The following is a 23,086-nucleotide window of genomic DNA, read 5'->3' as shown; positions in this document are numbered from 1 at the left end:
AGTGGCGGAACTGTCAACACTTCCAGCGTCGGCAGCCTGATGGGCAACCCGGCGCGGGCCGGCAAGGCCGGCGGCGCGGCGATGTGGATGCAGCACATGGGGATCACCGTCACGCCGCCGCGCGGCTGGAGCGGCGTCTCTGGCAGCTATCGGCAGACAGCCGCGTCCCTGGTCGTGCCTAGCACAGCATGCTAGGCACCCATAAAATGGGCATTACTGGCGCACTGGCGTGCCGGACAGGCGCGTGAAGTCGGTGCGGAAGGGCGATCGACTCGGGGACAGGATGCCTATGGACCAGGCAGCCAGTCCGGCGCGGACCGTCATCCTGACTGTGGACGACGACCCGGGCGTGTCGCGTGCTGTCGCCCGCGATCTGCGGCGACGCTACGGCGCGTCGTACCGGATCGTACGCGCGGAGTCCGGCGAGTCCGCCCTTGCCGCCCTGCGCGAGCTGAAGTTGCGCGGCGGCCCCGTCGCGGTGATCGTGGCCGACTACCGGATGCCGGAGATGAACGGCATCGAGTTCCTTGAGCAGGCTCTCGACATCTACCCCGGCGCCCGGCGGGTGCTGCTGACGGCGTACGCGGACACCAACGCGGCCATCGACGCGATCAACGTCGTCGACCTCGACCACTACCTCCTCAAGCCCTGGGAGCCGCCCGAGGAGAAGCTCTACCCCGTCCTCGACGACCTGCTGCAGGCCTGGCGGGCCACCGACCACCGGCCGGTGGCCGTCACCAAGGTCGTCGGGCACCGCTGGTCGGCGCGTTCGTCGGCCGTACGGGAGTTCTTGGCCCGCAACCAGGTGCCGTACCGCTGGTACTCGTCCGACGACCCGGAAGGCCGGCGGCTGCTGTGCGCCGCGGGCCAGGAGGGCCTGCGGCTCCCGCTTGTGATCACTCCGGACGGCACGGCCCTCATCGAGCCCGAGGACCGGGAGCTCGCCGCCCGGGTCGGCCTCGCGACAACCCCGGCAACCGACTTCTACGACCTGGTCATCATCGGCGGCGGACCGGCCGGTTTGGGTGCGGCGGTGTACGGGGCATCCGAGGGCCTGCGGACCGTCCTCGTGGAACGGTCCGCGACCGGAGGCCAGGCGGGCCAGAGCTCGCGCATCGAGAACTATCTCGGCTTTCCGGACGGAGTGTCCGGGGCACAGCTCACCGACCGGGCCCGGCGTCAGGCGGCGAAGTTCGGTGCCGAGATACTGACCGCGCGCGAGGTCACCGGGCTGGAGATCAATGGCGCGTCGCGCGTCGTCCGGTTCTCGGACGGCTCCGCTGTCGCCGCACACGCCGTCATCCTCGCGACTGGCGTGTCGTACCGGCAACTGGATGCACCCCAGGTGGCCGAGTTGACCGGATGCGGAGTCTTCTATGGCTCGGCCCTGACCGAAGCGGCCGCGTGCCAAGGTAGTGACGTGTACATCGTCGGCGGCGCGAACTCCGCCGGCCAGGCCGCGATATACCTTGCCCGGAGCGCCAAGTCAGTCACCGTACTGGTGCGTAAGCCGTCCTTGTCCATGTCGATGTCGCACTACCTCGTCCAGCAGATCGAGGAGACGGCCACGATCTCTGTGCGCACCAACACGGTCGTCGACGCCGCCCACGGATCGCGCCAACTGGAACAGATTACCCTACGCGACACAGCGACCGGCCACACCGAACGCGTCGACGCCCAGTGGATGTTCGTCTTCATCGGCGCAGCCCCGCTCACCGACTGGCTGGAGGGCACGGTGCTCCGGGACTCCCGCGGGTTCATCCTGACCGGCCCCGATCTCACCGCGGACGGGCGCCCGCCGGCCGACTGGGAGTTGGACCGGCCGCCCTACCACTTGGAGACGAACGTCCCGGGCGTGTTCGTGGCCGGAGACGCCCGCGCCGAGTCCGCCAAGCGTGTCACCTCCGCGGTAGGAGAGGGAGCCATGGCGGTCATGCTCGCACACCGATATCTGGAGCAGTCATGAACGGCCGGCCGATGCCGTGCAGTCAGGAGGAGCTCGGCTCGCTGTTCCTGTTCGAGAAGCTGGCCCCCGACCAGATCGCCCGACTCTGCCGCGAAGGCCGCGTGGAGGAGTTCGAACCCGGGCCCGTGTACGGCGAGGGTGACGCCGCCACGTGCTTCTACGTGCTGCTCGAAGGGACCCTCGTGCTCTCGCGCCGGATCGGGGACTACGACGTGGAGACCAACCGGAGCTCCACGCGCGGGGTGTACGCGGGAGCCTTCCAGGCCTACCTGGGTGACCGTCTGCGGCAGGTGTACAATAGCTCCCTGCGTGTCATCGAAACCTCACGCTTTTTCGTGCTGCCCGCGGACACCTTCGCCGCGATCATGCGCGAGTGGTTTCCCATGGCCGTGCACCTGCTGGAAGGCCTCTTCTTCGGCACCAAGAGCGCCCAGGAGGCCGTCGGCCAGCGAGAACGGCTCCTGGCCCTCGGATCGCTCTCCGCAGGGCTGACCCACGAGCTGAACAACCCCGCCACCGCGGCCGTGCGAGCCACATCCGCGCTCCGCGAGCGTGTTGCCGGCATGCGCCACAAGCTCGGCATCATCGCGGCGCGCCCGTACCGGCACGACAGCCTGCAGACACTCATCGACGTCCAGGAACGCACGGCCGAGCGCATCGCCAAGGCCACACCCCTGACCCCGATGGAAGCCTCGGACCGGGAGGACACCCTCTCCGACTGGCTGGACGACCACGGCATCGCGGACGGATGGCAGATCGCGCCGACCTTCGTACAGGCCGGCCTCGACACCGACTGGCTGGACCAGATCGCCGCAGCCGTGGACAGGGACACCCTCGAAGGTGCCGTGCGGTGGCTCAACTACACCGTCGAAACCGAACTGTTGATGAACGAGATCGAGGAGTCGACCACCCGCGTCTCGGCCCTCGTCACCGCGGCCAAGCAGTACTCGCAACTCGATCGGGCGCCCCACCAGGTCGCAAACGTGCATGAACTGCTGGACAGCACCCTGCTGATGGTCTCCGCCAAGATCGGCCCCCACATCACCGTCGTCAAGGACTACGACCGCAGCCTTCCGAAGATCCCGGCCTACCCCAGCGAGCTCAACCAGGTATGGACGAATCTGATCGACAACGCCGTATCGGCGATGAACAGCACAGGCGCCGAGGGCACGTTGACAGTACGAACCGCGCGCGACGGAGACCATCTACTCGTCGAGTTCTGCGATACCGGCCCCGGAGTCCCCTCGGAGATCCGCGACCGCATCTTCGACCCGTTCTTCACCACCAAACCGGTGGGTGAGGGCACAGGCCTCGGCTTGGACATCTCCTGGCGCATCGTCGTCAACAAACACAAGGGGGACCTGCGGTTCCACTCCGTCCCCGGCGACACCCGCTTCCAGGTACGCCTCCCACTGGCGTCCGCCGACCCCCAACCCCCACAGGAGCCGTCATGAGTTCCCCGAACGGAATCGACCCCTCGGTCCCACCCAGCGGAACCGGATGCACCGAGTGCGACGCCGGCGGCGGCTGGTGGTTCCACCTGCGACGCTGCGCACGGTGCGGCCACATCGGCTGTTGCGACGACTCGCCCGGCAAGCACGCGACGGCCCACGCGCGGGCCACCGGGCACCCGGTGATCCGCAGCTTCGAACCGGGCGAAACCTGGTTCTGGAACTACGAGACCTCGGAGACCTACGCCTCGGGCCCGCACCTGGCTCCCCCTGAGAGCCATCCGGCCGATCAGCCCACCCCCGGCCCCGCGGGACGAGTCCCGGAGGACTGGGCCGACCGTCTGGGTTAGGCAGGAGGGCCCCAGGCGCAGGTTCGCTGCGCGCCACAGGGACCTCCATCCCCGAGAACGCACTGGTGAGGGAGGGTTTGCTTACCCGGCGTCGCTGGGTGTTCACCTGATCTCTTTCGGCGTGCGTGATCGGGCCGGAGCTGGTGTCCTGGGTGGAGGGGCCGTCGTATCGATATCCCGGAGAGATCGAGATGAGCACCTACCGAGTCGCGCAGGTCCCTGCCGCCGGCAGTCCGTTCGCGATCGTCGAGCGTGAGGTGCAGCGGCCGGGTGCCGGGCACGTACGGGTGGCCGTGGACGCCTGCGGGATCTGCCACAGCGACGTCTACTTCGTGAACGATGTGTTCCCCGGTGTGCGGTTTCCTCTGGTTCCCGGGCATGAGATCGCCGGCCGCATCGAGGCGCTGGGCGAGGGAGTACAGGACCACGGCCGGCAGGTGGGAGACCGGGTGGCGGTGGGCTGGTTCGGCGGCAGCTGCCACCACTGCACGCCGTGCAGACAGGGCGACTTCATGGTGTGCGAGAACCTCAAGGTCCCCGGATGGGCTTACGACGGTGGGTACGCCGAGTCCGTGATCGCGCCGACGGATGCCCTGGCTCGGATCCCCGACGGGCTGACGGCGACCGATGCCGCGCCCCTGGCATGCGCGGGAGTGACCACGTACAACGGGCTTCGGCGCAGCTCCGCACGGTCGGGCGACCTGGTCGCCGTACTCGGCCTCGGCGGCCTCGGCCACCTGGGGGTGCAGTATGCGGCCGCGATGGGCTTCGAGACCGTGGCCATCGCCCGTGGAGCCGCCAAGGCCGACTTCGCCAAGCAGCTCGGCGCGCACCACTACATCGACAGCACGGCGGACACCCCTCTTGCCGACACTCTGCAGGCCCTCGGCGGCGCCAAGGTCGTCCTGGCCACCGCCGCCAACTCAGACGCCATCACGGCGACCGTGGACGGGCTCTCCCACCGCGGCGAACTGGTGGTCGTCGGCGTGGACCTCGCCCCGCTGGGAATCAGCCCGGCTCAGCTGATCATGAGCGGCAGGAGCGTCCGTGGCCACCCGTCCGGCACCGCGCAGGACGTGCAGGACACCCTGGCGTTCAGCGCCCTGCACGGGATCCGCCCCATGATCGAGGCTGTGCCGCTCGACCGGGCCGACGAGGCCTATCAGAAGATGCTGACCGGCGCCGCCCGCTTCCGGATGGTGCTCACCACCGGCTGAGGTATCCGAACCTCGGTCTGCTGTGCATCGCGGAGTCACCGACGGCTCGCCAGTTGAATACCTCCCAAGACGCGGCAGGCACGGCCGGTCGTGGTGGGGCAGCCGCTCAACCGCCAAGGGCTGCCGCCATGCGGTCGAGGTCGGCGAGGAGGGCGGCCAGGCGCCGCTGCGGGTCCGCACCGCTGACGTCCAGGAGCTGCACGACGAAGCCGCTCAGCTCCTCTGAACTGAAGAATTGGTGCCGTGGCCGCGGCTCCTGCTTCCAGCAGGGCTGGCAGGCCGGGACCTACCCGCGTGCGTACGTGCCCTCGCCGCGCTCGGGCGCTCAGGCCTGAGGTCGTCCCATCTCGTCGTTCATCTTGATCCGGCTTGTCGCGATGAGCTCCTGCGTCTGCCGCTCGATCTCTTCGGGGTCCAGGCCCAGGGCGCGCCCCAAGTTCGTCGACCAGACCTCCGAACGCACACTGGCTTCGAAGTTGAGATCGGCGCGGATCGTGTCGCGCGCGGCCTGACGGTTCTGGCTGACCATGACGAACGTCGACAGGAAGATCGCCTCAAGACTGACGATCATGGTGAGCAGCCCGAAGGGGAAGGGGTCGAAGACTGCGGCCTGGCCGAACAGCCCTTCGTTGATCAGGATCCAGCCAGCGAACCAGACCATGTGCACATACACAAAGACCATGGACCCCGCGAAAGCAGTGATCGCGTCCGCGATGTGGTCCTGCACACCGCGCCCACGGGCGAAGAGCTCCTGCTCGTGTGGGAGACGGACGACGGGGTGAGGCCAATGACCGCCCGTCGGACCGCCGTGATGGGACGTCATGCCGTCATCCTGCACGCGCCGCGGGCGGCGGCGAGGAAAGAGGGGCCCCTCGGCGCGTTGAAACCCGGGGCGGTGGATTGAGGACCTGCTCCTTGGTTCTTGCCACTGCCCACTGCAGTCCAAAGCGTCGCCGCCCGACGTCGACGAGGCCAAAGCCCGCAGACCCCACGAGCGCCTGGCCTCATGCCCTCCCGGTTTGCGAAATAACGTGGAATCGCACACGGATAGACGCATGCCAGGAACGCGCACGATGCAGTACCGCGCTCCCTGAGAGCCGCAGTACTCGCCCGGATCGGCGCCATGGCCACGCTGGTCGCCCCGGCGTCACCCGCCCGATTTCGGTGTGCGCGATCACTCATATCCGTCCCGCGCCGTTTCCCTGGAGGAACGTTCCGGGGTGGCGTGTCCGCTGGCCTCACGGGGTCGACCAGGGTGGCGGCTGCGGTGCAGGCCGCTGTCTCAGCGTCCAAGTGAGCCGAAGAGGCACCGCCTCTTTGCCTCATTGTCTCTTTGCGTGATGCCGTTACGGGACTTCCGAAGGTGGACGGGTCAGGTGGTCTTGATCTGGCCGCCGTCGATGACGAATTCGGCGCCGGTGATGTTGCCGGCACGGGGGGAGGCCAGGAAGACGACGAGGTCGGCAACCTCCTGGGGTTCGCTGATCCGTCCCGTGGAGATGCCCATCTGCCGGGGCACGGTCTCGTCCCACGCCTCTTGGGCAGTACTGCCGGCATCGGCGGCGACAGAATCGGCAAAGCCACCGGGAGCGGTCCAGAACGGGGTGCGGACCGGTCCTGGAGCAACGGCGTTGACACGCACGCCCCGCGGCGCGAACTCTTCCGACAACGCCTTGGTGAGGTTGCTCAACGCGGCTTTGGCCGCCGAGTAGTCGACCACCATGGGGAAAGGCAGTCGCGCGTTGACGGAGCTGATGTTGACGATCGCTCCGCCGCCGTCGGCGAGGAGGTGGGGCAACGCGGCGCGGCTGGCGCGGACCGCGCTGAAGAAGGTCAGGTCGAAGACCTGCTGCCACTCGGTGTCGTCGATGGACAGGAAGCTGTTGCGTGGCTTGGCCACGCCGAGGTTGTTGACGAGTACGTCGATCCGGCCGTGCCGGTCCGCCGCAGCCTGGACCAAGCGGTTCGCGCCTTGCGGTTCGGCCAGATCGACGCTGACGAAGACAACGCCGCTGCTCTCACGCAGGGCGGCGAGCTGAGGGGATTCCGTACGGCTGCCGACGACAACGCGGGCACCCTCACGGCAGAGCGCCTCGGCGACGGCCAGGCCGATTCCTTTGCTGGCGCCCGTGATCACGGCGACCTTCTCCCTGAGCTCCAGATCCATCAGTAGCGCACTCCTCCGGCGTGCTCCTCTTGCGGAAATTCCTATAATCACCGCACAGCGGGCACCTCATGACTGCGCATCAAGTGTCGCGTTCGAGCCCACTGCCGATCCCCACCGACACAGATCCGGCACCGAAGATCCCCTGCCTGCCCGTGCTACGGCTGTATCCCGCCGTCGGCCGCAGCCGTGTCCGCCTCCCGCCAGCCGGGTGCCAGGCATCCCCCGCGGAGTCACTGACTACGCCCTCGACGCGCGGAAGCCACTGGGGCGCTGTGCGCGTCGGTGATTGCGGGATTTCCAGACGGGAAATCCGGACGGAAATTACGCCGATTGGCGTGACCTGCCGCCCCAATGGAAATTAGGGCGCCCGTTAAGATGCTCCGAGAATGGAGATAGACATCCAGATATGGGGCGCTACCGGTCGTCGGGCGTCGGAGTCCGGACGGTGCGCCGGGACGGGATTGGGCCCGCTCGCGGAGTGGGCGTTCCCGGTCGGCCGGAAGCGGTCAGTCATGGTTGTTCGTGGCGCCTGGTCGGTTGACGAACGGGAAGTCCGCGACCGTCTGGAGCGACCGGGTGTCCCACAGGGCGGGCGAACAGGCCATCCGGACGGAGAGGACGCTACGTGAGCGTGCAACGGGTGGGCATCGTCGTCCACGGAGGACGTCCCCGTGCCGTGGCGGCCGCCGATGTCGTCCGACGGTGGTGCGAACGCCGGGCTGTCGGCTGCGTCGCCATCGATGTGTGGAGTGAGGACGAACAGCGGCGGGACGCGCGGGAGGAGGTCGACGCCGCCGGCAGTCCCGACCTGATCGTCACGCTCGGAGGAGACGGCACCTTCCTCCGCGGAGCACGCCTGGCCGCACAGAATGACGCGCTTGTCCTCGGTGTCGACCTGGGCACCCTCGGCTTCTTGACCGAGGTCCCGGCCGACGACGTCGAGTGCGCGCTGGACACCGTCCATCGCGGCCAAGTGGACATCGAGACCCGCCTGATGCTGACGATGCGGGCGTCCTGTCCGCTGGAACTCCCCGAGGGGATGGAGACCCTCCTGCGCTACGGCCGCGGTCCCGCGCTGCCACCTCCGCCGGTGCGCCCGGAATGTGCCGTCGCCCTGGACTGGGGGGTGGCCTTGAACGTGACGGCCCTCAACGACATCGTCCTGGAGAAGCTGGCACGCGACCGGCAGGTCTCCCTCGGCGTATACCTCGCGGGCCGACTGCTCGCCTCCTACTCCGCCGACGCCGTCCTGGTCGCCACACCCACCGGGTCCACCGCCTATAGCTTCGCCGCCGGCGGTCCGGTCGTCTCCCCTGGCGCCGACGCCATCGTCTTCACCCCTGTCGCTCCGCACATGACCTTCAACCGCTCGGTGGTCGCCGCACCCGACGAGGCCGTCGCCCTACGTGTCCTGGGCCACTCCGGCCGCGCGGCGGTGAGCGTCGACGGCCAGTTGCGAGGTGTCCTGGATCCGGGGGACTGGATCGGTGTCTACGCGGCTCCCCAGCGCCTGCGCGTCGTGCGGCTCGGACCGACCGACTTCTACGGCAGGCTGCGTGAGCGCATGCGCCTGACCGATGCCCCCGCGACAGCCGACGCCGACATCACCCCCATGTGGCCCCACACCAGCCCAGTCCCCGATGACCTCGCACACCTGCGCCTTCCACCGGTGCCCGCGGACGTCGACTGAACCGAACCCCACGGGGACGGGCCCTGACCGGTCGGACGAGTGGACTGCATCAGGTGCGGTCCCACCACACCTCACCTGCCGGCACCGAGCACCTGATTGCGCAGGCCAGGGTCTTCCCGCCCGGATCGGCTGCGGCCGGGAGCGTGATCAGCCCGCGACGGCGGAGAAATCGGCGGCGCCGAAGGAGACCGAGAACCGGTGAAGGCGGTGATGGGCGCCGGGTCGGCGAGGTCCAGGTGGGCGACGTGCAGGTCCTGGTTTCCGGTCGCTCCGGCGATGTCCCTTGGCGACGCGCTCGCCCGCGGCCACGTCGCGGACGGCCAGGGTGACGGCCGCTCCCGGACCGGCCAGGGCGCGGGCCGTCTCCGCGCCGAGACCGGAGGAGGCACCGGTGACCAGAGCGCGGCGGCCGGTGAGGTCGATGCCCCGCGCGACCTCTGCGGCCGTGCTGGAGAGACCGTAGGGCGTGGCGATGGCGGTCATGCGTGGACTCCTGGTGCAGTGAGGTGAGTTGGAGCTGGGTGGGGTATCGGTCTCAGGCTGCGAGCATGCGGTCCTGTTCCTCCGGGGGTGTGCCGCCGTGCCAGTCCAGGGCCTTCCCGAAGCGGATCAACTCGCCGTACAGGGTGGGGTCGACGTGCTCGGCGAATACGACGTCGAGGGGGCGACCGCGCGCACGGCGGCGACCTGAGCCACCTTCGAGGGCACGTTCAGCCAGCGTGGCCAGCCCCGCCTCTTCGGCGGTTTTGTGGTGCAGGGCGGTGCGCCAGGACTCGACGGCGTACTCGACCTGGTCGAGGCTCGCGCCGTCCAACAGGTGGCGCACCCGGGGGCCGAGGTGGCCGAGGGTGCCCAGGCTGCCGGCCACGACGAGCAGCCGACCGCCGGGGCGCAGGACGGGACCGAAGGAACACGGCGGTCGAGGGGTGTACTTCAAGGACCCCGCCGGTCACGCGATTGAGCTGATCACCCGCCCGTACCTGTAACTGAGGCAGTGCCTGGTCGGGCACCCAAAACGCGGCGCCCGACCAGGCAACCAATCGGCGAAGCCCCCTGCTGCCCCGGGCACTACGGCGGTCGTGCAAGCCGTCCTCGCCCTCCACGCCGCCGACGCGAGACAGCACTCCGTTTACCCGGTCAACGATGCGAGCCGGACCACTAGCTAGGGCTGGTCCAGATACCACCACCAACGACGGTTGTTGCCTTGGATTGCCTTGAGCGAGACGTAAGCATTCGTCGCGTTGTCCTCGTTCAGGCCCTCCGTATCGTGGTAGTGATTCCTGATGACGACCCTGGTGCCGAAGTGAAGGACCTCCTTGCCGCTGGTGGTGATGGCGCCGGTGGCGCTGACGGAGCTACCGCTGATTGCGCCGCCGGTGATCGAGCCACTGCCGGCACTGACAGAGCTGCCTGAGATGGCGCCGCCAGTGATCGTGCCGCTTCCGACGTTGACCGAGGTGCCGGTGATGGCCCCGATGGTCAGCGTCCTCCCGCTCGCGGAGATGTCCTTGGCGATCGTCACCGAGTTTCCGCTTGCCGTGACGCTCCCGTTGACCTCCATGTCGCCGCTCGCGAGCAGCTTCCTGCCGTCCAGCACGGACACCTGGTGGTGGAACGTCGTCTCGCCCGCGGTGCTCGTCGTCAGACTGCCGTTGGCCGTGAGCAACCCGCCGACGGTGACCGCGCCGACGGTCGTCGTGTCGCCGGTCACGTGGAGCCCGGTGAGCTCCGGGTTGGCGACGGTGACGGTCGTGGACAGCGTGTGGGTGGCGTCGCCGATGACGTAGACGAGGTGGAAGGTCGTGTCACGGGTGACCGTTCCTTTCCACTCGAAGTCCTTTACCGGGGCCCCGTCTTGTTCCTTCGACACTGTGAAGGTGTCGGTCTGTCCGTCGACCGGTTTCGCCCCGGCGCCGTACAGCACCTTGTACTCGACGGTGTCCGGGCCGCGCCATACCAGGCGTACGTCGCCGCCCGAGGACACCTCGCACTGCTCGGCATGGAAGTCGGACACGATCTGGACGGGGAGGGCCGGGGCCGGGAACTTGGCGATCCTGCACGTGGTGAACCCGGGGCTGTCCGGCCAGTGGCCCTGGTCCGTGGTGGCGGTCTCGCGGATCTCGATCCGGGCCGTGCCCGGCTGCTTGGTGATGCGAAGGTTGCTGAGGGTGATGACGAGGCCGGAGCGGTCCACGGGGGCTTCGCCCGAGGCTGACCTGGGCTTGGCGACGAAGTTGGCGTAGTCCCCGGGCGGGAGCGCGATGTCGGCGCCGGCCTGGATCCGCTCCACGGTCCAGTCGTCGGCGCTGCCGTCGCCCGTGTCGGCGTCGACCAGGCTCTGGGCGAGATCGCCCTGGGGCAGGGAGAAGAGGATCTCCCGGCAGTAGACGGTGTCGGCGCCGCCGTTGGAGACCACGATGTGCAGGGTCGTGGGCGGCGTGTCGTCGCTGGTCGGCGCGTACAGCGGGAAGGGGTCGCTGATGACGTCGTAGTCCAGCAGGCAGCGGCCGACGGGCGGTTCGTTCACGGAAATGCAGCTCCTTCGGGGGTCAGGCGTGGTCGAAGCCGTTGGTCAGGCGCAGGAACCCGGTGCGGACGACGGGTCCGTCCTCGTCCAGGCGGGCGTTCTGGTCGATCTGTACGACCGCGTGGTGGGCCCACTGAGGGGCGGCCGTCGCGCCGCTGCCGGCGACGGTGTCGGGGACCACCAGCTCGGACCAGTCCCAAACGCCCTGCGGGCTGGTCGGGTGCGGCAGGGCGAGGGCGTTGACGAAGCCGCTCGGCTGGTCGCTCTCGCCCTTCGTGGCGTTCTTGCCGTCGGTCTCCGTCTGCTTGGCCGGGACCCGGCGCGTGGTGGTCAGCACGGGGCTGAGCCGCAGCGCCACCTTCATCGCGGCCATCGCGGTCCGCGTGAAGCGGTTCGGCAGCCGAAGGTCGGTGACGGGAAGCAGGTCCGTGGTGGCGTGGACCGCCGCCAGCGGATCCAGAAGCACTGTCAGGTGCGTGCGGTCCATGGAATCCGCCGCCAGGGTCGGCCAGTTGCCGCTGGAGATCTCCCGGACGTAGCTGGTGGGGTGTTCCGTGCCGGGGCCGGTCACCGCGTAGAACGTGGTGTAGTCCGACTCCGGGAAGTAGCCGATCAGTCCGTCGCCGCTCTGTCCGGCGTTGCCGAGCCGGATGGGCCAACGGTAGTTGAGGTGGTCCATCTCCGCCGGTGCCCGGCCACCGCCGCCGGCCTTGCGCTCGCGCCAGTCGGTGAGGGCCCGCCAGTCCAGCGCATGCTGCCAGCCCGGGTCGGTGACCGGCGGCCCGTCCAGCTCGAAGCCGAGTCCGGTGCGGACCAGGGCCAGGGGCCGGCCGAGCAGCGCGCCGAGCACCTCGTCGCCGTACGGGTTGCCCGGATCGATGCCGGAGAGCGCCCGGTCGACGGTGGACAGCAGGTCCAGGAAGACGGCAGGACCCGCAGCGGCCAGGTGTGACACGAACGCGTGGAGCTGCGGCCGGTCGGGCAGCAGGCCGTCGATCGTGTGGACCTGCGAGTCGGGCAGCGGGCCCCAGCCCACGGCCGTGCTGACGCCGCCCTCCCCTCCCGCGTCGGCCTGGAGCTTCAGGCGCAGCTCGCCCAGCGGCGCGCCGGTCGGGGCGTAGCAGAGCAGTGAGCGGTCGACGTAGCTGGGGATGATCCATGCGCATACCGGGGTGGTGTTCGCGGTCAGGTCGACGAGTTGGTCGTCGTCGTGCTCGGCGAGGAAGTCGAAGCGCAGCCGTGCGGGTTGGAGCAGGCGCGGCGGGAGCTGGACGAAGCGGCGCTTCAGCGTGTCCTCGGCGTAGCGGTCGCCGGGTCGGAGGCTGTCGCCGATGTGGGGCTCCAGATAGGACGCGTCGCCGGGGAGCAGCACGTCGAGGGTCTGTCCGAACTCGTCCACGATGCTGAGCGTGCTCATCGCGAACTGCCCGGCGCGGATCTGGGTGAACCCGGACTTCTGCCAGCCGTCGAACGGCACGGGCAGCGGGCCCGGGTCGGGCAGTCGGCCGAAGACGTCGCCGACGAGGCGGCCGACCGCGCCGGGCGGGCTGAGGTTGGGCGCGGCGTCGACGCAGGCCAGGGCGTCGGTGAGGCCGTCCAGGCGCTGCGACAGCAGATCGAGGTCCTTGGCCTGCTCGGCCGCGGAGGCGAACGCGGCCGCGGCCGCCGCCGGGTGGTCGGCCGCGTACTGGTCGAGGCCGCTGCTCAGCGTGTACTGCGGCAGCGGCACCAGGAAGCGCCGGCCGGTGATCTCAAGGGGCGGTTTCGTCGCGTCGCCGCGCTCCCATGCGTAACGGCTGCCGTCGAAGCGCCAGTTGGGCCGGTCCGGATCGCCGTACGGGACCGGCCAGTGCCGCACCCGCCACTGGTACAGCAGCGGCTTCCACGGCTGCCGCCAGGGCTCGGGCGCGATGTCCGGCGGGAGGGTGCCCGTGTGGTCCGGGTCGAGGACGTGGACGAACTCGCCGAGCAGGGCGGCCACGATCGGGGGCAGCCCGCCGGTCTTCAGGGCGGCGAAGGCGTCCGGGATCGGGCCCCCTGGTGCGACGCCGCCGAGGATCTGCGCGGGCGTGCGGCAGTTCAGCGGCCCGCCGCCCGTCAGCGGGTCGTGGGCTTCCTGTGACTTGGCGCCGGACAGCACGACCGTCGGATCGCTCGCCTGCCAGAACGGCGGCAGGGCCTCCTGGCGCAGCTCGTAGCCGTCGGGGAGCCTGGGTGGGTGGGAGTCGAGGTAGGCGGCGATGGAGCGGGCGAGATCGACCGCGCCCGCGCCGTGTGGAACGCGGTCCTGCAGCTCCTTCAGCTCCTCGATGCGGCGCGCGACTTCGGCGGCCAGCCCGTCCGGGTTGGTGGGGTCGATCTCGGCGCGGAACTGCTCGCGCGTGTACTGGGGCGGCAGCAGCGGCAGGCCGTGCATCCACCACAGCGCGTACAACCGCCACTGGAGTGCGGCCAGTTCGCGCGCCTTCGTGTCGTACGCGGCCTGGTCGCGGTTGAGCCGTGCCAGCCACTCCTCGTGCTCGGCGGAGACGCCGGACCAGGTGACCGAGGACGGGTCGCCGGAGACGTTGCCCTGTCCTGAGGTGTCGGCGAGCCGCCACACGTAGCCGCCGGGGAGCTGCTCGAACCAGCCCTTGTGCATTGCCTGCGCGGTGCGCACGGTCCCGTCCGGGCCGTCCAGGGTGTCCACCAGACCCTGCCCGAGGGCGTGCAGCAGGCCCGGGTCCGCGTGGCCGAGGGCGTTGCGGGCGGCGGCGAGGAGCGCGGCCGTCGCCTCGTCCACGCTGCTGCCCACCCCGACCTTGATCGTGTTCTTGTCGGCCGGGCGGGCCGAGTCCGGGGCCTTGCCCGTCCGGTCCCATCCGACGCCAACAGCGCGTCCGCAGCAGGACGTTGAGGCAGGCGTCCACCCCTGGGGGAGGTCGGCGACCTTCCAGCCCAGCTCGGCGAGGACGCCGGCCACGGTCGTGCCCGGCTGCCCCAGGCGGCGGCGCAGCTCCTCCTGGGCGGGGTCGGAGTGCCAGCCCACGACCTGGTAGTCCACGGTCGCCCGGTCCGGGACGCCGGTCATCGGGTCGTGCAGGGAGAAGACGTTCTGGTGGTACGGCTGGTAGATGTGGAAGGTCATCAGCCCGGGGCCGACCGCGGTGAGGAACAGCTCCCGGCGCGCGGGGTCGCCGGCCGCGGGCTCGCTCCACGCCACGCCGCCGTCGGGGCCGATGCCCTGGGCCCGGCCGATCTTCGTGGTGATGACGGTCGAGCGGTACGGGGTGGCCTTCGGGTCCTGGACGCCGGGCCGGAACGGGTGCACGAACGCCGAGGTGCCCGCGCGGTCGTCCAGGAAGTCGCTCTCCACCACCCAGGCCGTCGTCAGGCCGGAGTGGCCGCGCACCTGCCGGACGACCAGCCAGCGGTTGGGCACCAGCGGGAACTCGGTGGGCCCGCCCTCGGAACGGGACTCGCCGTGGCGCAGCGCCTCGGGCAATTCCCAGCGCACGTACACGCCGTCGTACTTCTTGTACGGCGTGTCGTCGGTGCCCGTGCTGTTCCACTGCTGCTCGTTGGTGAACGGGCTGGGCTCGGGGGTCTTGTTGTGGCGCAACAGGTTGTAGTTGGGCCGCCAGCGCCGGAAGCCCTGGCCGTCCCGCTGGCGCACGCTCTGGTTGACCACCAGGGCGTCCACGTTCACGGGGACGATGAGCGTGTCGTCGCCGTCAGCCATTGGGGTGGTCTCCTGTCGTCCTGGGGTCGGTGCTGAAGGTGCGGCGCTGCGCCGCGTTGATCATCTGGATGGCGAACTCGCTGGAGGTGATGGGGTGTTGCAGGCCGAGCGCGTCCTGGAGCCCGGCCGCCAGCCGTGCCACGCGCAGCACGTTGTCGACGCGGGACGTGCCGCCGTCGCGCAGGTAGGGGGTGAGGCCCGGTTGCGACGGGAAGTGCCGGCCGAGTTCCTGCCCGATGTCGGGGGGCGTGAGGGAGCGCAGGCGGATGATGCCGTCCTGCACGGGGTCGTCCGTGTGGCCGTCGTCCGGCTCGTCGATGCCGAAGTGCACACCCTGCTGCGGCTCGGCGATCTCGACCCGGCCGGGTGCGCCCTCGATCAGGACGAGCAGTACGTCGTCGGAGAGCCGCTCACGGCGCAGGACGGGCAGCGCCGTCTCGCCGTCGGACGCGCGGGCGGCCGGAAAGGGCCGGATCTCCAACGCGGGCCATCCGGAGACCAGCTGGGAGCGGATCAGCACGCCGGTGAGCGGGGCGGCGGGCGCGGGCAGCGGGGCTTCGCCGTCGGGGCCGAAGAGCAGGTCGTCGGCGGTGAGGTCGAAGGAGTGGGCGAGCCCGACGCTGAGCGCGCCCTCGACCAGGGTGCTGGTCCAGTTGGGGTCGACGTGGAAGAAGCGCAGGCTCTCCGGCGGCAGCATGCGGGCGTCGGGAACCAGGTGGGCGAACGGCACGCCCGCCAGGTCCCGCAGCTTGACCAGCCAGTCGCGGACGGCGGTGAGGTCCTCGTCGGGGGTGGCGGGTTCGGTCGGCTCGGTGCTCCCGTCGGCGGGCGCGAACGCCGCGACGGTGCGGTGTGCGGAGGCGATCGTGCCGGTGAGGGGCGTGAGGGCCGAGCCGAGCCGGGCGCGGAGCCCGGCGTCCGTACGCAGCCGGCGTACCGTCAGGTCCGCGGTCGCGGGCAGCTCGGTCGCGGCCGGGAGCGGGGTGATGACCACGCGCGGTGCGGAAGCGGCGGCGCTGATGGTGCGCGGCCCGTCGGCCGAGGGCTCGGCCGGTGCCGCCGCGACGGGCGAGGGAGCGGCGAGCAGCGCGCCGAGTTGGTCGGCGAGACCGTTCGCCACCAGGTGTTCAAGCCGGTCGCGGGCACTCGGCAGCACGTTCGGTAGCGGGGCCGGTGCCGCATCCGCCGGCACGCCACCCGGCAGCGCGTACGCGACCGGCACCGGCCCGCCGCCGGCGTTTGTGGCGCTCTCCACGGCCTTGCGGACCTTGCCGCGCAGCCGCAGCAGCGCCGCGCTGAACTGGTGGTCGGCCAGGGCGACGCCGCGGCCCGCGGTGAACGCGACCGCGAGGCTCACGTCGAAGACCCCGTACTGCTCCAGGTAGATCATGGCCTCGGCCGCACAGCGGCGGCGCTCGCGCGCCGGCCGCGGTTCGACGGGCACGGGCGCGAACGGCCCCCGGTACCAGCCGAAGGTGGCCCGCCCCGACTCGGTGCGGCACGACAGCGGCAGATAGCCCGTGCGCAGGCGGTCGGCGACCTCCTGCTGTTCGGGGCCGGACAGGTGCCGCCCGTCCACCGGCACCTGCAGCAGCAGCCCCTTGCCGTGGTCGCCCTGGGTCTCGACGAAGTGCTCGGTGAGGGCGGCGAAGCCGGGCGAGTGGTCGGCGAGCGTCTCGAACGACCACGACCACAGCGACAGCAGCCGCAGCTTCTGCGCCGGACCGTCGTATGCCTCCTTGCCCTCCGCCGGGAGGTAGGGCAGCCAGCCCTCCAGAGACACCAGATGCGCGACGTAGCGGCCGCCGGCCGCGCGCGGCAGCCGGTTGCCGACGACGACCGCGTAGTCGCCGATCTGGATCAGGTCGAGGCTGTAGGTGACGCCCTGGTGCCGTTCGTTGACCCGTCGTACGTGCGTCAGGTAGGGCAGCTCGTCCTTGGTGGGGGCGGCGGCGTGGAAGGCGGCACGGTCCACCAGGACCGTGCGGCACACGCGCTCCAGGTCCTCCGCCGGGATGGGGTCCCCGGCGTCGAAGGACGGGAGGACGACGTCGGGACCGTCGTCGGGGCTGCGGTGCGCCGGGTCGGACAGCTGGGCCACGGTGCGCCCGTCCGTCCGGCCGAGGCAGTGCGGATCACCGGCCACCTCGCCCTCGCCGAAGACGAGCAGGGCCAGCCAGGGGAGACGGGTGCCGTTCCTGGCGGCTTCCCCGTCCCGCTCCCACGGCAGGGTCGGCCGGGTCAGCGTCACGTGCGGCAGGACGTCGCTGTAGAGGCCGGTGGCACCCGCGGGCGGGTACGCGCCGTGGACCCACTCCGGCTCCACGCCGAAGCGTGGCGCGCGCACCTCCAGCGGCTGCACGACGGGCGCCGCGGCGGTCGGCAGGTAGCCCTCGTCCACCGGCTGTCCGCCCCGGGTGAGGGTCTGGTGAGCGGTGAGGGTGTAGCGCCCGGCGCTGAGCCTCGGCACGAGCGAGTCGAGGAACTCCACGTTCAACTGCGGGTCGGGCTCGGGGGCGTACTCGGGACGGATCACGCCGCACCGCCTTCCTGGGCTTCCTGGGTCCGTGTGCCGCCGGTCCGCGAGGCGCCGCTGGGCGGTGCGTCCGGCGGTGCGGTGACGGCGAGCGACACCGGGGTATCGGTCAGCGGGATGGTGACGTCCAGCAGGGCCGGCACGTCGGCGGAGAGGTCCACCACCTGGACCACCTTCTCGCCGGACCGGGCGACGAACAGACGGTCCCCGGCAGGCGATACGGCGAGCGCGATCGGTTCCGTGCCGACCCACACCGGGTCGGCCGCCTCCTGCGGCGACGCGCCGGAGACGTCGAATACCGACACCGTGCCGCTGGTCGCGTTCGCCACGTACAGCCGCGACCCGCCGGGGGAGACTGCCAGGGCATTGGGGTCGGTGCCCGTCCGCAGGGTCGCCACCACGCCCTGGCCGCCGGTCCTGACGTCGACGACCGACACCGTGGAATGCCCGGCGTTGATCGCGTACAGCCACCGACCGCGCGGGTCCACGGCCAGCCGCGTGGGGCTCGGCCCGGCGGACAACTCGCCCATCGGAGAGGGCCACCTGCCGCGCGTGACGTCCAGCAGGGCGACGGTCCCCTGATCCGGCTGGGCGAGGTAGACGACCTGGCGCTGCTCGTCCCACTGGGCCGAGGCGACGGCGTCGCCGGGCGTCGTCTGCGTGCCGTACTGCTGGTGGATCGTCGGGGGCGTCTTGGTCAGGTCAAACACCAGCACCTGGTTCGGCTGCGCGAAGGTGGCGTATGCGTACGCGCCGTCCGGCGAGGCCGACAGACCCTGCGGCCTCTGCGGCACCCACAGCCGGTTGGGGAGCAGAGAGGGCGCCACCTCCGGCGGGTTGGCCGAGATGTCCAGGATGTCGGCGCCCTGCTGGGCGTCGATGACGACCAGACGGCGGCCGTCGGGGCTGACCGCGAGGTGGGTCGGGCTCGCCGAGGCCAGGCGCGAGGGCTCGTACGGGGTCAGGCTGTGCGCGTCGGCCGGGGTCGCCGTCCGCCCCGCGCCCGCCGTGTACAGGCGCGGGCCGGTCGCGGTGGGCTTGCCGGGCACCGTCTGGTCGATCGGCGCGCTGATGTCCCCGGCCACCAGCCCGTCGTCCACCGCGAGGCGGTCGTTGGTGCCGGGGCTCACGCCCAGGTACTCCATCGCCGCGAACAGCCGGTCCCGGGCCCAGTCGACCGGTGCCCCGGCCTGACCGCCCGTCGCCTCGCTCACGGACCCGTCGGACCCGTCGCCGTCGGCCACTTCGGCCCGTACGGGATGGGCGGCTCGTACGGCCTCGGCGACCGTCAGCGGCGCGGCTTCCGGAGCCGGGGCGGCCTTCGCGACGGCCAGGGCGGAGACGGGAACGGGCGCGGCGGCGGGCCGCAGCGGCAGCGCCCCGTCCGGGAAGCGGTCGTCGTGCGCGAGCGTCCCGGCCGTGATCTCGCCGGGCGAGTCGCCCTGGTGGGGCAGCGGCAGCCGCAGGTCGACGCCGATGAGCTGGTCGTCCACCCACTGCGCGCTGTGGATGGTCAGCTTGCCGTTGTACGGGCCCCACAGCGCGGCCGGCAGACTGTTCCTGGCCTCCGCGCCCGTGTCCGCGTACCAGTCGCCCAGCGGCTGCGGGGCCGAGCCCCTGGACAGGGCGACGGTGAGCACGGAATCCAGGTCCTTGCCCTCGGCACGCCGGGGGCGGAGGTTGACCGCCCGGCCCGCGATCTCGGTGGCCGCATCTCCCTCGCCCAGACGCAGCGTCGTCACGGGCACGGCCGCGCGGACGGCGAACGAGAACGCCCCGGGCGTGGCGATCCACAGCTCGCGGCCCCGCTCGTCCTGGGCCCGCGCCGCCGACAGCCCGTCCATGGGGGTCAACCGGACGGCGTCCTCCCGCGCCGGGAGCTGCTTGACCACCTCCGGCCAGGGGGCGGGCCGGTCGTCCTGCGCCGAGCCATCGCCGAAGCCGATCGTGAACGAGATGAACCACAGGTGGACGGTGACCTCACCGGCCGTCGGCGGACCCCACAGCCGCAGCGACGCGCCCACCTCGACCCGGATCGTCGTGCGCACCAGCCACAGGTCCAGCACAAAGCTGACCCCGATGCTGATCCCGATCCCCACGTCGAAACGGAAGGGCGCCCACTCGATCAGCATGTTGGCGTACGCGGTCAGCCAGGCATGCAGCTTGCCCGACCGGTAGTTCACCTCCAGCGCGCCGCCGGCCATGAGCGCGCCCGGCGTGAGCGCGAAGTACGAGCCGCCGCTGATGGTCAGCGCTTGCGTCACCGGCCAGTTGAAGCCGAGCCGCGGCACGGTCGGATAGTGCTTGGGCACCGGGTACTTGGGGTGGTAGCCGCCGAGCGTGAGCACGAAGTCCCCCGCGTGTGCGTCGTCCATCCACACATACAGCGCGAACCCGCCGGTCAGCACGCACGCCTCGTCGATGACGAACGAGCCGGGGGCGAGCTGCGCGGTCAGCTTCAACACGCCCTCACTGGCCCGGTACTTGGCGGAGAGACCGAGCTGCGCCCGCGCGTACGCCTTGCCCGTGCCCCGGGGGAAGCGCGCATCGGCCGTGCCCAGCAGCGCGACCGCGAAGTCGTCGCCGACCTCCAGTACCAGCAACCCCTGGCCCTGGAGGAACTCCGCGACGCTGAACGCCAGGCCCGCCGCGAACCACATCTGCCCCACAGCCGGGCGCACCCACGCGTCCCGGCCGCCGGTCATCAGCTTCTCCAGGACCTTCATCGGGTCGGCGTCGTCGTCGGGCGACGTCAGGTCCTTGAGGAAGGGGAAGTCCAGGACGCGGTCGCCGTCGGGGAGGGTGACCGAGGTGTTGAAGCCGAAGCCGGCCATGATGCCGGTGATCTGCACGGGCGGCGGCCCGCCGAACTTCCCGGACGCCCTGCCGTACAGGAACATCGACGTCGCGTCGGGGTGGTCCTTCGGCCGTGCGTACGCGCCGAGCGCCGTCAGGCCGAACTTGGCGGCCGAGAGGACGAGGACGCCCTGGACCAGCAACGCGTACTGGTCGTCCGAGGGCCGGTTGACCAGCGCGCCCTTGACCGCGAGCGGGGGCTTGGAGTACGCGACGCTCAGCCCGTCGAGGCGGATCTCGGGCCGGTCGGGGCGGGCCAGCGGGATGCCGAGGCCGAGGCCCTCGACGCCGAGGACGAGCCCGGCCATGCCCAGCGACGCGTCGAACAGCACCCACACGGTGCCGTCGGCGTAGCCCACGCCGACGCGGCGCAGCCGCAGCGGCCCGACCGCGCGCTGCACGTCCACCCAGGCCACAAGGGGCATGGAGGCCCCCGAACCCGCCGCTCCAAAGGCGCTGTTGACACCACTGACGCCACCGGCGGCATCCGCCACACCCGCGGCGTCGGTGCCCTTCGCGGTCAGCTGCCGCCGCCCAGTGGACGCGCCACCCGGGCGGTCGCCCCGTACGACCAGCGACGTCAGCTCGCTGCTCCCCGGCAGCTGGAGGCTGATCGAGAACGCGGCGCCCTTGCCCAGCCCGTCGGCGGGCAGCGCGGGCTGCTTGGCGTCGCATGCGGCCAGCGCGCGGTTCAGCTCGGCCATCCGGGCGGCCGTGAGGGCATCGGAGGCGAGGAGCACGCCGAGTGCGCGGACGGCCACGTCCTGGTCGGCGGGGATCTGCCCCTCCAGCAGCGGGACTTGGGACAGGGCCGCGTTCAGCGCGACGCTCACGCGCGCCACCCAGGCGTGGGCGCCGCTCTTGTCCCGCTGGGACACGAGGACCAGGGAGCCGCCGTCGACGGTGCCGGCGGCGAAGACGACGGACTTGTCCGTGGACGCGTACCGCAGCCGCACCGAGGTGACCGACCCCAGCTTCGCCAGGATCTCGGCGGGCGCATCCACGCCCAGCAGTGTCGCGAGGTCGGCGGGCGAGACGCCCTGCGCGTCCGCCCAGGAGGCGGTGAACTCGGCGTGCTGGGCGTCGGCCAGCGTGAAGGTCATCGTGCGCGACCCGCCGCCGTGCTGGGGGATCTCCAGCGAAAGGGAGCCGGTGTATTGCTGGTCGTAGCCCGGCTGGCCCCCGGACCGTTTGGCGAGGTCGACGGTCAGGCTCAGCACGGCCTTCAGCTCGCCCAGCGGGAAGGTCCCGGTCACATCGAGGTGGAACTTCCGGTCCTTCTCGTCGTACGACACCCCGATGTGGTCGATGGTGACGTCCTTGAGGACCGGCGGCGGCGCGATGCCGAACCGGCCGAAGATGTCGGCGGGCGAGACGTTCGAGGCGGAGGCGGAAAGCTTCCAGCCGGCGCCGGTCGCCCACTCGCCGTGGACGTCCAGGACCGTCTCGTCGAGGTTCCACAGCGCGTCGAGGGACGCCGTGGTGTCCGTGCCCTGCTTGGCGGCGGAGAGGACGACCCGGGACAGCTTGACGCCGTCGGCGAGCTGCCAGACGTCGCTCAGCTCCACGTCGACGCTGTAGCCGGATGCCCCGGGCGCGGCCGAGCCCCACAGGGTCAGGTCCTCGACGGTGAGTGCCGGAACGGGCAGGCCGGGGAAGTGCCGTTCCATCAGGGGCTTGAGCGGTACGGGCCGCCCGAGCGAGGCGGACACCTCCCGGTCAGGGAGGACGATCTCCACGTCGACGGCGATGTCCCGGGCAAGGGCGACCTCGCCGCCCAGCACGGTCTGCACACGCGGCTTCGACTGTGGAAGGACAACCCCGAACTGGGCGTTCAGGCCCTTGACCACCAACTGCCCGCCGGCGAGCGCCCACTGGGTGTCCATCTCCACGCGCAGCCACATCGACAGCAGCCGCGCTGCACCCCCGCTCTCGCCCGGGGCGAAGGACACGGAGAGAGCAGTGAGGGAGAGGCCCTGCGCCTGCGGCACGTCCTCCGGCAGCGCGAAGCCGTCCCCGCCCGGGGTGCCGGCCAGGTCGCCGAGGCTGGAGAAGTCCGCGAGTGTGACCGCCGGGAAGCTCCCGCCCAGCTGCCACGCCGCGGCGCTGTCCGCGGGCTCGTACCCCCAGAGGTACGGCTTGGCGGCGGCGTCGGCAGCGGGGAAGTCCAGCGCCACGCCGACGCCGGTACGGGCCGCCACCCGCGCGTCGCGGCCGGGCTCCTCGCCGAACACCAGGCGCGGACCGCTCGGCTTCAGCGCCGCGAGGCTCGCGACGGCTGTGCGGGCCGCCGGCGACAGCAGCTCGCTGTCCGGCGCGACTTCGGCATCGACCCGGACCCCGGCCACGGTGGTGCCGTCGGCGTCCGGGGCGAAGGTGACGCTGCCGCGCGTCGCCGTCCCGTCCCGCAGGGTCACCGAGCCCTCGACCCGCAGGCCGAGCTTGTCGACGCGGGAGACGCCGGTGACCTTGAGGTCCCCGTCGGCCAAGTAGGCGGCGCACTGATCGGTGAAGTCCGCGAGCCCTAACTCCCCGGTGTCGAGTCGGAACGTATCCCGCGTCTCGTCCAGCAGCGCTTCCAGCGCGGCGACCGTGAGTGCCATGA

11 protein-coding genes and 3 pseudogenes are annotated in these 23,086 nt (G+C 71.2%); 6 read left to right on the top strand and 8 right to left on the bottom strand.

Going from position 1 to position 23,086, the window contains the following annotated elements; all coding sequences use genetic code 11:
• Positions 1–289 precede the first annotated feature (289 nt).
• From WAB15_RS00830 to WAB15_RS00815, 4 genes are all read left to right on the top strand, one after another.
• Positions 290–1,966, top strand: a complete 1,677-nt coding sequence (locus tag WAB15_RS00830; RefSeq protein ID WP_407284883.1) for an FAD-dependent oxidoreductase — start codon at positions 290–292, stop codon at positions 1,964–1,966.
• The gene (locus WAB15_RS00825; RefSeq protein WP_407284882.1) at positions 1,963–3,420 is read left to right on the top strand and encodes an ATP-binding protein; all 1,458 of its coding nucleotides are present in this window, start codon (positions 1,963–1,965) and stop codon (positions 3,418–3,420) included. Before WAB15_RS00830 ends, WAB15_RS00825 begins: the two co-directional genes overlap by 4 nt.
• Entirely contained in the window at positions 3,417–3,767 is a 351-nt protein-coding gene (locus tag WAB15_RS00820; protein WP_399149171.1) for a UBP-type zinc finger domain-containing protein, read from the top strand. Before WAB15_RS00825 ends, WAB15_RS00820 begins: the two co-directional genes overlap by 4 nt.
• Before the next feature lie 191 nt (positions 3,768–3,958).
• A complete protein-coding gene (locus WAB15_RS00815; protein WP_407284881.1) occupies positions 3,959–4,984 on the top strand; it encodes an alcohol dehydrogenase in 1,026 nt (341 codons plus the stop codon).
• A 325-nt stretch (positions 4,985–5,309) separates the two neighbouring features.
• On the opposite strand, the gene WAB15_RS00810 is transcribed toward WAB15_RS00815, so the two are convergent.
• A complete protein-coding gene (locus tag WAB15_RS00810; protein WP_407284880.1) occupies positions 5,310–5,807 on the bottom strand; it encodes a DUF1003 domain-containing protein in 498 nt (165 codons plus the stop codon).
• A 549-nt stretch (positions 5,808–6,356) separates the two neighbouring features.
• The gene (locus tag WAB15_RS00805; RefSeq protein ID WP_407284879.1) at positions 6,357–7,151 is read right to left on the bottom strand and encodes an oxidoreductase; all 795 of its coding nucleotides are present in this window, start codon (positions 7,149–7,151) and stop codon (positions 6,357–6,359) included.
• A gap of 625 nt (positions 7,152–7,776) precedes the next feature.
• Here WAB15_RS00805 and WAB15_RS00800 point away from each other — a divergent pair.
• Positions 7,777–8,841 (top strand): NAD(+)/NADH kinase, encoded by a 1,065-nt coding sequence (locus tag WAB15_RS00800; RefSeq protein ID WP_399149176.1) that lies wholly within the window; start codon positions 7,777–7,779, stop codon positions 8,839–8,841.
• Positions 8,842–9,032: 191 nt separating this feature from the next.
• On the opposite strand, the pseudogene WAB15_RS00795 reads toward WAB15_RS00800, so the two are convergent.
• Positions 9,033–9,324: pseudogene (locus WAB15_RS00795) on the bottom strand (SDR family NAD(P)-dependent oxidoreductase); the annotation flags it as partial.
• A gap of 52 nt (positions 9,325–9,376) precedes the next feature.
• Positions 9,377–9,751, bottom strand: a pseudogene (locus WAB15_RS00790) (carbonyl reductase); the annotation flags it as partial.
• On the opposite strand from WAB15_RS00790, the pseudogene WAB15_RS00785 reads away from it, so the two are divergent.
• Positions 9,750–9,827 (top strand): annotated as a pseudogene (locus tag WAB15_RS00785) (VOC family protein); the annotation flags it as partial. The pseudogenes WAB15_RS00790 and WAB15_RS00785 sit on opposite strands and share 2 nt — an antisense overlap.
• Before the next feature lie 176 nt (positions 9,828–10,003).
• On the opposite strand, the gene WAB15_RS00780 reads toward WAB15_RS00785, so the two are convergent.
• Genes WAB15_RS00780 through WAB15_RS00765 form a run of 4 tightly spaced genes read right to left on the bottom strand, consistent with a single transcriptional unit; the run spans position 10,004 to position 23,084 of the window.
• Entirely contained in the window at positions 10,004–11,368 is a 1,365-nt protein-coding gene (locus tag WAB15_RS00780) for a hypothetical protein (RefSeq protein WP_407284878.1), read from the bottom strand.
• A 22-nt stretch (positions 11,369–11,390) separates the two neighbouring features.
• Positions 11,391–15,089, bottom strand: a complete 3,699-nt coding sequence (locus tag WAB15_RS00775; protein WP_407284877.1) for a hypothetical protein — start codon at positions 15,087–15,089, stop codon at positions 11,391–11,393.
• Positions 15,082–17,625 (bottom strand): hypothetical protein, encoded by a 2,544-nt coding sequence (locus tag WAB15_RS00770; RefSeq protein WP_407284876.1) that lies wholly within the window; start codon positions 17,623–17,625, stop codon positions 15,082–15,084. The genes WAB15_RS00775 and WAB15_RS00770 overlap by 8 nt, the downstream gene beginning before the upstream one ends.
• The gene (locus WAB15_RS00765; protein ID WP_407284875.1) at positions 17,622–23,084 is read right to left on the bottom strand and encodes a DUF6603 domain-containing protein; all 5,463 of its coding nucleotides are present in this window, start codon (positions 23,082–23,084) and stop codon (positions 17,622–17,624) included. The genes WAB15_RS00770 and WAB15_RS00765 overlap by 4 nt, the downstream gene beginning before the upstream one ends.
• Positions 23,085–23,086 lie beyond the last annotated feature (2 nt).

The sequence above is a fragment of the Streptomyces sirii genome (assembly GCF_045690365.1).
Classification (GTDB): domain Bacteria; phylum Actinomycetota; class Actinomycetes; order Streptomycetales; family Streptomycetaceae; genus Streptomyces; species Streptomyces sirii.
This window is presented reverse-complemented; position numbering and strand designations above follow the sequence as displayed.